The 11,855-nt window shown below is 45.3% G+C and carries 8 protein-coding genes and 1 pseudogene; 5 read left to right on the forward strand and 4 right to left on the reverse strand.

Features of this window, described 5'->3' with window-relative positions:
* Positions 1-3 precede the first annotated feature (3 nt).
* The 4 genes from A1359_RS09830 (at position 4) to A1359_RS09845 (ending at position 6,154) form a co-directional block, all read left to right on the forward strand.
* Entirely contained in the window at positions 4-3,156 is a 3,153-nt protein-coding gene (locus A1359_RS09830) for an efflux RND transporter permease subunit (RefSeq protein WP_066981725.1), read from the forward strand.
* Positions 3,149-4,585 (forward strand): efflux transporter outer membrane subunit, encoded by a 1,437-nt coding sequence (locus tag A1359_RS09835; RefSeq protein WP_066981728.1) that lies wholly within the window; start codon positions 3,149-3,151, stop codon positions 4,583-4,585. The genes A1359_RS09830 and A1359_RS09835 overlap by 8 nt, the downstream gene beginning before the upstream one ends.
* A 339-nt stretch (positions 4,586-4,924) precedes the next feature.
* Entirely contained in the window at positions 4,925-5,215 is a 291-nt protein-coding gene (locus A1359_RS09840; RefSeq protein ID WP_066981731.1) for a hypothetical protein, read from the forward strand.
* A gap of 522 nt (positions 5,216-5,737) precedes the next feature.
* Positions 5,738-6,154: a host attachment protein gene (locus A1359_RS09845; RefSeq protein ID WP_066981735.1), complete on the forward strand. Its 417-nt coding sequence runs from the start codon at positions 5,738-5,740 to the stop codon at positions 6,152-6,154.
* A 450-nt stretch (positions 6,155-6,604) separates the two neighbouring features.
* Here A1359_RS09845 and A1359_RS23150 read toward each other — a convergent pair whose 3' ends face one another.
* A complete protein-coding gene (locus A1359_RS23150) occupies positions 6,605-6,868 on the reverse strand; it encodes an ATP-binding protein (protein WP_066981738.1) in 264 nt (87 codons plus the stop codon).
* The gene (locus tag A1359_RS23640) at positions 6,778-6,993 is read right to left on the reverse strand and encodes an ATP-binding protein (protein ID WP_408606538.1); all 216 of its coding nucleotides are present in this window, start codon (positions 6,991-6,993) and stop codon (positions 6,778-6,780) included. The genes A1359_RS23150 and A1359_RS23640 overlap by 91 nt, the downstream gene beginning before the upstream one ends.
* Here A1359_RS23640 and A1359_RS09855 point away from each other — a divergent pair.
* Positions 6,937-7,178: pseudogene (locus tag A1359_RS09855) on the forward strand (transposase domain-containing protein); the annotation flags it as partial. The gene A1359_RS23640 and the pseudogene A1359_RS09855 sit on opposite strands and share 57 nt — an antisense overlap.
* 168 nt (positions 7,179-7,346) lie before the next feature.
* Here A1359_RS09855 and A1359_RS09860 read toward each other — a convergent pair.
* Together A1359_RS09860 and A1359_RS09865 are read right to left on the reverse strand one after the other, a co-directional pair.
* Positions 7,347-9,101 (reverse strand): methyl-accepting chemotaxis protein, encoded by a 1,755-nt coding sequence (locus A1359_RS09860; RefSeq protein WP_066981746.1) that lies wholly within the window; start codon positions 9,099-9,101, stop codon positions 7,347-7,349.
* A gap of 134 nt (positions 9,102-9,235) precedes the next feature.
* The gene (locus A1359_RS09865; RefSeq protein WP_083960577.1) at positions 9,236-11,782 is read right to left on the reverse strand and encodes a GGDEF and EAL domain-containing protein; all 2,547 of its coding nucleotides are present in this window, start codon (positions 11,780-11,782) and stop codon (positions 9,236-9,238) included.
* Between the last annotated feature and the right edge of the window lie 73 nt (positions 11,783-11,855).

Raw genomic sequence — 11,855 nt, forward strand, 5'->3', positions numbered from 1 at the left:
AACATGGCTAAGTTTTTTATTAATCGACCAATTGTGGCCATTGTGATTGCCATTTTGATGGTGATCATTGGTTTGGTGTCCATGTCGCAACTGCCAATCGCGCAGTTTCCCGAGATTGCTCCGCCCGAGATTCAAGTCTCTACAACTTATACCGGTGCTGATGCTTTAACCGTCGAGCAAGCGGTTGCCACCCCCATCGAACAGCAGATGTCCGGTGTGGATAACATGAATTACATGTATTCAATTAATGCCAGCAACGGTCAGATGACGTTACGGGTTAATTTTGATGTGGCGACCGACCCGAATATCGACCAGGTTTTGACGCAAATGCGCAAATCCCAGGCCGAATCGCAATTGCCGCAGGACGTACGCAATTATGGTGTGAATGTCGTGAAATCGACCTCGTCGCCGTTGATTATGTTTGCGCTCTATTCGCCCAAGGGTAGTTACGACAATATTTTTCTGGCCAATTACGCCTATATCAACATCAACGATCAGATGACGCGGGTTAAGGGGATTGCCAGCGTGTCGGTATTTGGTGCTGGGCAATATGCGATGCGTATTTGGGTGAAGCCTGATCAACTAGCTAAATTGGACATCACTATTCCGGAGATTATCAGCGCTGTGCAGGCGCAAAATAACGTCAATCCGGCCGGCAAAGTCGGTGGTGAGCCGGTACCACCAGGACAGGATTTTACTTATACGGTAAGAGCGCAAGGGCGTCTGCAAACTGAAGAGGAATTTGGCAATATCGTGCTGCGCGCAGAGCCTAACGGCTCCATCGTGCGTATTAAGGATGTCGGCCGTATAGAACTTGGTGCGCAAACTTACGACATGATCGGTCGTCTTAATGGTAAACCTGCGGCATTGATTGCGCTATATCAGTTGCCGGGTACTAATGCCATTGACGCGGCTGATGGTGCTAAAAAAGCCATGGAGGAATTGAAAACCCGTTTTCCTGACGACATGGATTATGTGGTTGCACTGGATACCACGCTGTCGGTCACCGAGGGTATTACCGAGATTGTGCATACATTGGTTGAGGCATTGGTGCTGGTTATCGTGGTGGTGTTCCTGTTTCTGCAAGGCTGGCGCCCCACCTTGATTCCGCTGCTGGCAGTACCGGTTTCCCTGATCGGTACCTTTATGTTATTCCCGGTGCTTGGGTTTTCCATCAATACCTTATCTTTGTTTGGTTTGGTATTGGCGATTGGCTTGGTGGTTGATGATCCCATCGTGGTGGTCGAATCGGTTGAACATCATATTTCTAAGGGACTAAGTCCCAAAGAAGCTACGTTGAAAACCATGCAGGAGGTAACCGGACCCATTATTGGTACCTCGCTGGCATTGATCGCGGTGTTTATGCCGACGGTGTTCATACCGGGTATTACCGGAAAACTTTATCAGCAATTTGCGGTTACTGTTGGGGTATCAGTGATCATTTCCACCTTCAATTCACTGTCGTTGAGCCCGGCTTTGGCAGCGTTGATTTTAAAGCCCAAAGTGCGAGGCACAGGGCCAATGCAAACATTTTATGACGGCTTTAATCGCTGGTTTGGTCGCGCTAACGATGGGTATGTCAGTTTTACTTCGGTTCTGATTAGAAAAATGCTGTTGAGCATGATTTTTCTGGCCGTTCTGGCGCTGACGGCAGGTGGGCTGGGTAAAAGCGTACCGATGGGCTTTTTACCGGATGAAGATCAGGGCTATCTGTATGCCGGCATTCAATTACCCAATGTTTCTTCGTTACAACGCACCGATCAGGCGACGAAAGATGTCGAGGAAATTCTGAAAAACACCCCCGGTGTTGCCAACTACTCTTCGGTTATTGGCTATAACATGCTAAGCCAGGCTAATACGACCTATAACGCTTTCTTCTTTATTTCGTTAAAAAACTGGGCGGAACGTACCAAGCCTGAGGAACAATACGAAGCCATCAAAGCGCATTTGAATAAAGCTATGGCTAATATACCGGAAGCGATAGGTTTTGCCTTTCCGCCACCGGCGATTCCTGGCGTGGGTACTTCGGGCGGCGTGAGTATGGTGTTAGAAGATCGGGCCGGTAAGGATGTGGCATTTCTGGCCGAAAATACCGAAAAATTTATCGCAGCCGCTAAAAGTCGTCCGGAAATTGCGCGGGTGATGACGACTGCATTACCATCGGTCCCACAGATTTTTGTCGATGTAGATAGAGATAAGGTGCTTAAGCAGGGCGTGTCATTATCTGATGTTTATAAGACCTTACAAGCCTATATGGGGAGTGGTTTTATTAACTATTTCAACCGCTTCGGCCGACAATGGCAGACCTATGTGCAGGCGGAGGGTGAGTATCGTAAGGATACCAAATCCTTAGGTCAGTTTTATGTGCGTAACAATGCCGGTGATACTGTGCCATTGGCGGCGTTGACCAGTATCAGCAAGACAGAAGGGCCGGAATTTACCATGCGGTTTAACCAATTCCGTAGTCAGCAGCTAAGTGTGTCTGCCAATCCGGGCTTTAGTTCGGCGCAGGTGATGCAAGCTTTGGAGGCTGTGTTTGCTGAAACCATGCCCAGCGACATGGGTTACGATTATATCGGCATGAGTTTTCAGGAAAAACAGGCACAAGAAGGCGTTTCTCCCGCTATGGTTTTCGCCTTTGCCATATTCTGCGTGTTCCTGATTCTAGCTGCGCTGTATGAAAGCTGGAGTCTGCCTTTTAGTGTATTGCTGGGGACACCAATCGCAATTTTTGGTGCTTTTGCCGGATTGATGATTGGTCACTATGAAAACAATATCTACGCCCAAATTGGTTTGGTGATGTTGATTGGTCTTGCCGCCAAGAACGCTATTTTGATTGTTGAATTCGCCAAAATGGGGGTGGAAGAAGGTAAAACCATCTACGAAGCGGCCATCGAAGCGGCACGTTTACGCTTGCGCCCCATCATGATGACGGCCTTATCGTTTATTTTTGGTTGTATACCACTAGCAATTGCCAGTGGTGCCGGTGGCTTGTCGCGTCAAGTTATGGGTTATACGGTGATTGGCGGTATGTTGGCCGCCACAACCATTGCTATTTTTATCGTGCCGGTGCTTTTTTATGCAGTGGAAACCCTAACTAAGCGCAAAACTACCGAAGAAGCTAAATCAGCAACGGAGGACGACGCGAATGAATAAGTTGACTGCTTTTGCATTAGCGCTGAGTTTGACTGGTTGCTTTACCGTTGGCCCCGATTACGAAAAGCCACAAATCGAAGCCCCCAAACAATGGCGTTTTGCTGCTAAAGATGTGCGCGACACTGCCAACTTACCTTGGTGGGAGCAATTACAGGATCCAGTTTTAAATCGGTTGGTGGAGCAAGCGTTACAGAATAATCTGGATCTTAAAATTGCCATTGCCAACGTCGAACAATTTATGGGGGTATACGGATCCACTCGCGCTAGTTTGTTTCCGCAAATATTTGGCCAGGCCAGCTATGACCGTATCCAAACGAGTAGTCAATCACTCGGGTTAGGCGATAGTTTATCCGACAATGGCTCGGCTCGGCTCGGTGCCTCAATGTTTTGGGAGTTGGATGTTTGGGGGCAGTTACGTCGTGCCAAGGAAGCAGCGCGCGCCGACTTGTTAGCTCAGGAGTCTGTGCGTAATACTGTTGTACTGACCTTGGTCAGCTCGGTTGCGCAAACTTATATCACTTTACGCAGCCTGGACAGTAATCTGGAAATTACCCGGAATACAGTTGAAGCCCTGACTGAGGAAAATCGCATTGCGAAAGCCCGTTTTGCTGCCGGTTTTTCGTCGGAAATTGAGGTTAGCCAATCTGATTCTGAATTGGAGCGACGTCGAGCCCTGATCCCCCTCTATGAACACCAGGTTGCCCAGGCTGAGAATGCACTTAGTGTATTGTTGGGCAGGCCTCCCGGTGCTATTGAACGTGGTTTGAGTTTAGATGAATTAGTCCCGCCGGCAGTACCGGCCGGTTTACCTTCCGAGCTTTTGTTACGCCGACCGGATATCCAACAGTCTGAACAGAATCTGATTGCAGCTAATGCTCGTATTGGCGTGGCGCGTGGTGAATATTTTCCTAAAGTGACTATCAGTGGTGATGTCGGTCAGGCCAGTATGGAAATTGCACAATTATTTGTTCCTGGCGCTAATTTTTGGACGATTGGCAGCCGTTTGCTAGGGCCAATATTTACCGCCGGCAGAGTCGCTGGTCAGGTTCAAACAGCCGAAGCGGCGCAACAGGCGGCATTAGCCAGTTATCAAAAAGCTATTCTTACGAGTTTTCGCGAGTTTGAAGATGGTTTGATTGTTAGTGAAAAATCCAATGAAAGCCAAGTTTCTCAGGCAAAGCGGGTTGAGGCTTTACAAAACTATTTACGCCTGTCTCATTTACGCTACGATGAAGGCTATTCCTCATATCTTGAAGTTCTAGATGCCTTACGGCAGTATTACGAAGGGCAAATCGATCTGGTAACGGCGCGCAATGACACTTTTGTGGCACTGATTCAACTGTATCGTGCCATGGGTGGCGGTTGGATTGTGCCGGCTGAACAAAAGGCGCTAGTACCAGAGCCCAAGGAAGCCAGCTTTTTTCCATAGTCTATTACAGTCACTTTCTCATCATTAAATCTGCGGTTGAGTAGCAATCGGCCGCAACGCTATAGGATTAATCCAGAAATTAATATGCATCAAATCAATCAATCCCTAGTCAGCCCAAGGATTCGGTGATTCCCGATGATTTACCGGCAATAGGCATCCTGGCTACTGCTGGTTTGATGATGTGTTATGTCAGGCCGAGCGACTGGAAATAGCGGAAAGTGATCAAGCTTTGATAATCAGCATTTTAAGCAATCTGACTATTCATGACATTCTTCACGGATTATTGCTCGATAAATCGTTAATCTTTTAGCCCATGCAAACGTATTGGAGGTAATTGTCATGTACACAGCTGCAATTGATGGAAATGTGCTAAACGGCTTATTCGATAACCAAAAAAAGCTAGACGATCTATTTGATTCGATCTTCGACGACGATAATTATTTTATCAGTAGCGTCTCGTCTGCATCGTCCGCGGAAAGTCGCTACTCTACTGAGTACCAATGTTCGCCCAGCCCTGGCCGGGTGACAGAAGCGCTTTTGGAGATGAAGAATCGGTCCCCCTACTTTTTCATGTTGCCGATTGCATTGGAAGTTGCGGTCATTTATTTTGTGGTTGCCAATCTATTCTGATGCGTTTGCGCTGGATTATCAGTCGATCGGCAAAAAATCGCATATAGACAGTATTGCCGTAGCAGCGATTCAGATCCTGCTACTTTCGTGGCCAAGCTCAAAATTGGGTTTGATGGGAGGCGTGATATGTCCGCATTACTGATTATTTGCAGCCTTTCGATACTGGCTGTAATTGATCGCCTGTCGATATTCAACCGCGAACTGTGAAGCATTTTACAAATGCCAAAATCCTCTAAATATCGATTAGTATTTTGGAAGCTTGATAACAGAATTTTGATTCAATTTTGCTTTAATTGACGTCGCGAAAAAAAATATATGGAGTCGATCATGAATGCAAAAAAATCACAAAATACCCGGAAAGATTTACACCGCGATACCTGCGGCCACCCCTCATTTACGCGTCAGTTCGTCATGGGTGAACCCACTCAAGAATACATCTGTGCTCATTGTGGCAAGTCAATGGCTTCAATATTGGGCTCACAACAGATGAGACATTGATGCAATCCTCATGGAGGAAGCTTTATGTTATGTACCTGGATTGTAGTAGCAGATAGCAGTAGGGCACGGTTTTTCTCTATGAAAAGCCGCTTGGACCCATTAACAGAGATTCAATGTATGTCACACCTTGAAAGCAGAGGGCATGCTTATGATGATTTTGATGAATACCATGGCAATCTTGGTCAAGGTGTCCATACTTTTGAAACACATAGTGACCTGAAACAAAGTGAGGCAGATGTTTTTGCCAAACAAATTGCCGATAGGCTAGAACAAGGCCGAGTGAAACATGAGTTTAATAATTTGATTTTAGTAGCGCCACCGGCATTTCTAGGTGCATTGCGTCACGGTATTAACGATCATGTGTTTGATTACATTAGTGAGTCGTTGGATAAAAATTTAGTCGTGGAACGCGAGGAAGTCATTCGTCATCATCTTTTCTGATTTCTTTGTATCGAGATTGGCGCATTTACAGTTTCGGTCAATTTGTGGCATTCAGCTTGTTGAAAACCGTTAAAAATGGGTGACGGAACTATGAGTATAAACAGGCCATTCGACAAAATGACAGTTGTTCGATTTGGCCTGATTATGTCTCTTAGAATTTAGCCCACTCATCAATATGGGTGGGTTTGCCAAAATAATAGCCTTGAAAACCTTGGGAGCCATGTCTGATTAAAATATCACATTGTTCTTGTGTCTCTCCCGACTGCGTTGGTTTTAACGCCTTTTTTGATTGAAAGTCAGTTCTAAAATTGAGAACAATCCATTTTATTCATGCTCGTCTGTTTCTACCCTTTCAATAATGGGTTGTGGCTGTTTAGTCGATTCTCTGGACTGGATGCGCTGTTTGGCAATGGCACTGCTTTGCTTAAAGCGGAAAGAATCATTGCCGGTTTAGATGATATGGCAATGATGTGTCAGACGACCCAGTAACGCTGTGGTCAAGTTGGTGATAATGATGCTGGTGCGTTCATACAGCTTTGAAAGTAAATGGAATAGTAATGCACCACCGGCCTGTGAAAAGGGTAAATAACCCAATTCATCCAGAATCACCAAATCAACCGACATCAGACTGAGCGCCAAGCGACCTTGTTTGCCAGCGGCTTTCTCCAGCCCCAAGGCATTGACCAATTCAAAGGTGGAATACCCACAGGGCATAAATAGAAGCGGACACGTTTGCCATGATGCTGAATGCCGGAAACACTCAGGGCTGTGGCGATATGGGTTTTGCCGGTACCGGTGACTTGCCCATCGACAACAACCCGGTGGAAAACGCCATTCACCTCATTGCACTGGGCAAAAAAACTGGCTATTCGCCGGCTCCGAGCGCGCCGGCCAACGTGCAGCGGTTATTCAAACCTTGTTGGGCACCGCCAAACTTAATGGCCTTGACCCTTATGCGTGGCTAAAAGATACCCTGGAAAAACTCCCCACTTGGCCAAACAGCCGCATCGACGAACTCCTGCCTTTCCCCTATAATCACAGCAGAATACGTGGATTACCTGGTCAATTTTCGATCGGCGCCAACACTTCTAATCTTGCGCTAATTAAAGTGCATTATTGTCGTCGATTTGCTTTATCAATTTCGGGAAGTTGTTTTTGACAATATCCATAACTGCCAGTTGTGCTACTGCAATCAGGTTTTGAAACTACCCACTGTTGCACGCAATTGATTGGCGAGTGCAAGTAACTCATGACAGGCGTTGGCGGTATTTTTTGCACCTGCGGCGGTTTCTTCGGAAACGTGGCTAATATTGCTGATATTACGATTAATTTCTTCGGCAACAATTGACTGTTGTTCGGCGGCAGTAACAATCTGGTTGTTCATGTCATTAATCATATCTATTCTTTCGCTAATAGCTGAAATTGAAACGCCCGCAGAGGCTGCTTGATCAACACTGGATGCAGCTCTTATTCTGCCATTTTCCATAACCGAAACAGCCTGTTTGGCACGGCCTTGCAATTTTTCTATGGTCTGCTGAATTTCCAGTGTCGAATTTTGCGTGCAACTCGCTAAGGTTCTTACCTCATCGGCTACCACGGCAAAGCCTCGGCCTTGCTCACCTGCACGCGCAGCTTCAATGGCGGCATTCAGTGCCAACAAATTGGTTTGCTCAGCGATGCCTTGAATCACGCTAAGCACTTGGCCGATGCTGTTATTATCGTTTTCAAGGGCGTGAATGACGATGGCGGCATTTTCCACTTCCGATGCCAAACCATTAATGCCGTCAACAGCCTGATTGACTATGCTCTTGCCTGTCGATGCTTCTATGTTGGCGGTTTCTGCCGCTTCTGATGCCTTGACAGCGTTTCTCGCCACCTCTTGTACCGTCGATGTCATTTGCTTCATTGCATTGGCGACAAGAGTAGTTTCCTGAAGCTGTCGTTCTACACCTTGTTGAGTGGCCTCAGTGATCGTCGCCAGGTTATTGGAGGCATTGGCTAATTTGTCACTGGTTTCGCTTATTTCTTCAACTGTTGTAGCGATTTTTTTTACGAATGCATTAAAACTAGCGGCAACCCAGGCAAATTCTGACTTACCCGATGCGGTTAGTCGGGCGCGTAAATTGCCATCGCCGCTGCTAATTGACTGCAAGTTAAGCGCTAAATCGGTCAATGGGCTGGTAATTATTTTGCTAATGGCAAGATAACCGCTAGTGCCGATGATAAACAAGGTTATGCAGAGAAAAGTAATGGCGTAATAGAGTGTTTGTTTTAATTCGGTAAAAGCGACGCTAAATGGTGTAATAATTTCGAAAGCGCCACGCAAATCACCGCTGTGCAAGTTTTCCATCGGGTAACCGAGTATGTCTTGACCATTAGCGTTACCCCAGATAGTTTGCGAAGTATTAGGGGCTCCATGGCAAAGTTCACATTGTTTAACGATTTTTACCGGTCTGAAGTAACGGATTTCTTGATTTGTTTCGTCGACTATGCTGTATTCAGACAAAGTTGGATTGCTTTTAAATTTATCGAGTACCTGACGTTCATATTCATCGGGCGAATTTCTCGCAGGGTTACGTGGGTTGAATGCCGGGGCTTTAAAACGAAAACCGCCTTCTTGCGCTTTTGCCTCGATCACATTCCAAGCGCTGGAGACTGGAATCATGGATATAATAAGCTCCTTACTCACCGCAGGACTATTAGTCTGTGCTATTTGAATGATTTTTTCTGGTGAGTAGATGTTGTTTTCCCATTTTTTAAGTGAATCATCGCGTATTGACTCTGAAATCAGTAATAACTGGCGGGAGTATTCAATCTTGCGCTCGATGAGTTTTTGTTTTTCAAGTTGGGCAAAATAAATCAAAAACGTCACGCTAAGTAGTGTGACAATCGTCATATTGATGGCAACTACTTTGAAGCCCACCGAATGCCAGTTCATTAAAAACATACGGATATCCTGAAATAGTTGTTGATGGTTCTAAGAGCAAACAAATTGGCGGATGGATAATTACGCATAGCCGAATCACTTATGTCAGTTAGGTAATGAGGCAAGAAAATAACCTGTCTACTTAAGTTATTAGCTTAAGCATAAGAAGCATTTATTGCGTATTTGATATTTTCGTTGGTCTGGATAGCAAGTTGCTCAAATTCTAGTAAGGGTAACGGTCTGCTAAAGAGATAGCCCTGAAAGGCATCGCAGCCAATGGACTCCAGACACTGCCGTTGTTCTTGGGTTTCCACGCCTTCAGCGATGACATTTAGCCCCAGATTGTGCCCCATGCCAATAATTGTCTGCGCTATGATGGCGTCATTCCGGTCGACGATAATGTCGCGCACAAAGCTCTGATCTATCTTGAGTTGACTAAGTGGCAGTTTTTTTAGGTAGCTTAAACATGAATAGCCGGTACCAAAATCGTCCATTGAGAATTGGATGCCTAACCGTTTTAGTTTGTGCATTTTTTCAATGGTGTCCGCAACATTATCTAATACTAGGCTTTCAGTCAGCTCTAATTTTAGTTTTGTCGGATTGGCACCCGAATTTAGGATTATTGCACTCACCCGTTCAACGAAATCGGCTTGACGGAATTGTCGCGCGCTGACATTGACCGCAAGATATAGATTCTGACTGATTGGATGTTCAGACCATATTTTTAGTTGTTCGCACACTGTTTGTAATATCCAATAACCGATGGGCAGTATCAAACCGGTCTCTTCAGCTATGGGAATGAATTCGGCGGGTGATATGCTTCCTCTATGAGAATGAGTCCAGCGTAGCAATACTTCCGCGCCAAAAATTTGGTTGTTTTTATCCTGCTGTGCTTGATAATGCAGGCTTAGTTGATCTAGTTCTTGAGCATGCCGCAGATCGGACTCCAGCGTCAATCGTGACTCCATTAATGCCTGCATTTCAGGATCAAAAAAACGCAAAGTATTACGCCCCGCGTCTTTGGCCTGATATAAAGCTGCATCGGCACGTTTAAGTGTTTCATCAAACGAATTCTTTTGCTCATTGAACATGCTAATGCCGATGCTTATCGAATTATGGTGTTCTCTATTGTTCAATTGCACGCTTGTATTGACGGCATTGAGGATTTTTTGAGCAATTTCTTCTACATGGACTAGCGCCATTCTTTCTATGTGGCCCAGATTTTCAAGTAAGATAATGAATTCGTCACCGCCGAGGCGAGCAACTGTATCGCCAATGCGAACGGATTGCTCAAGTTGTTTGGCAATATAAATCAGTAATTGATCGCCAACATGGTGACCCATGGTGTCGTTAACAGTTTTAAAATGATCCACATCTATAATCAAAACGGCACCGTAATGATGATGACGGCTACAATTTTTTAAACACTGTTGCAGCCTGTCTTGCAATAAGCGCCGATTGGGAAGATCGGTCAGAGGGTCATAAAAAGCCAAACGGTGGATTGCCGCTTGGGCTTCCTTATGCTGGCTGATATCGGTAAAAGCAGCAACATAATTACAAGCGCGTCCATCCGCTCCCGTTACAGCGTTAATTGTTAACCATTTGGGGTAGATATCGCCGTTTTTGCGTCTATCCCACACTTCACCTTGCCAAAACTTTTCACGTTTTAGCGTTGCCCACATATTCTGGTAAAACTCCTTGCTATGACGGCCAGATTTTAATATCGAGGGTTTTTTACCGATAACGTCTTTCGGTTGATAGCCGGTAAGTCGGGTAAAGGCTTTGTTGACTCTCAGGATAAAATTGTCCTCATCGGTAATCATAATTCCTTCCTGAGTTTCGATGGCGGCCTCAGCTATACGTAACTGGTACTCTGCCTGACGGATGTTGCTGATATCTCTGCAAATGACAACCATGGCTTTAGGTTGACCATTTTTATGAAAAATGGGCGTTTTGCGTATTTCAATATCGATCAAACGTCCTTCATCATTGACGATTTGATCCTCCAGCATGATCAAATGCCCAGCCTGCCAAATATAATCTTCATTCTGGAAAAATTTTGTATGCATTTCCAGTATATCTGACTGTTGGCTAGCCAGTTCATGATGGGTCTTGCCTTGCCATTCAGCGTTATTCAATCTGAAAAGATGTATGGCATGTTCGTTGGCGATCAACAATCGACCCTTGTCGTCCTTGAATAATATGGCATCGGGAATTGCCTCGATGAGGCTCATCAGTTTTTGACTCAGGGCTATTAATCTATTTTCGCTATCCTGTAATTTCGACTGAATCTTATTCCTAGCTGAAATTTCGTCTTGCAGTTGCTGATGACTGGGTAACTTTAGAGCAATTGGCATCAGTTTAATCAAGAACCCAGCAGCCGTTACCGAGATTGTAGCCGTTAAGACTTTGATAACCGCATCTATCCAATAAAATGGTAGCCATATAAGGATGATGGACATCAAATGACTGGTTCCGCAGGCCAGGATAAATGCACTGAACATCAGATAGATGCTGCGGAATTTTAAATCGTTGCGGTGCTTTACAAAATAAGCCAAAGTAGCTGCGATGGTAAAATAGGCCAGGGTGATAAGTGCGTCAGAAATGACATAAGACCAAAGTAGTCCCGGGGTCCATTTGATACAAAACCCGTGTGGAATCATTCCGCTAACGCTGAAGGCATTTAAGAAAGATACGTTCATTCTTTAAGTCTCTGTTAGTATATTAACCTATGTTTATATGGAGCCGATAATCAGGAGCTTAGTGCCGTTTATT

The sequence above is a fragment of the Methylomonas lenta genome (assembly GCF_001644015.1).
GTDB lineage: Bacteria > Pseudomonadota > Gammaproteobacteria > Methylococcales > Methylomonadaceae > Methylomonas > Methylomonas lenta.

What these genes read in the sequence shown, in the direction of transcription:
- A1359_RS09830 (WP_066981725.1), top strand. Translation starts at nt 4, where the DNA reads ATGGCTAAGTTTTTTATTAATCGACCAATTGTGGCCATTGTGATTGCC.
- A1359_RS09835 (WP_066981728.1), top strand. Translation starts at nt 3,149, where the DNA reads ATGAATAAGTTGACTGCTTTTGCATTAGCGCTGAGTTTGACTGGTTGC.
- A1359_RS09840 (WP_066981731.1), top strand. Translation starts at nt 4,925, where the DNA reads ATGTACACAGCTGCAATTGATGGAAATGTGCTAAACGGCTTATTCGAT.
- A1359_RS09845 (WP_066981735.1), top strand. Translation starts at nt 5,738, where the DNA reads ATGTTATGTACCTGGATTGTAGTAGCAGATAGCAGTAGGGCACGGTTT.
- A1359_RS23150 (WP_066981738.1), bottom strand. Translation starts at nt 6,868, where the DNA reads ATGCCCTGTGGGTATTCCACCTTTGAATTGGTCAATGCCTTGGGGCTG.
- A1359_RS09860 (WP_066981746.1), bottom strand. Translation starts at nt 9,101, where the DNA reads ATGTTTTTAATGAACTGGCATTCGGTGGGCTTCAAAGTAGTTGCCATC.
- A1359_RS09865 (WP_083960577.1), bottom strand. Translation starts at nt 11,782, where the DNA reads ATGAACGTATCTTTCTTAAATGCCTTCAGCGTTAGCGGAATGATTCCA.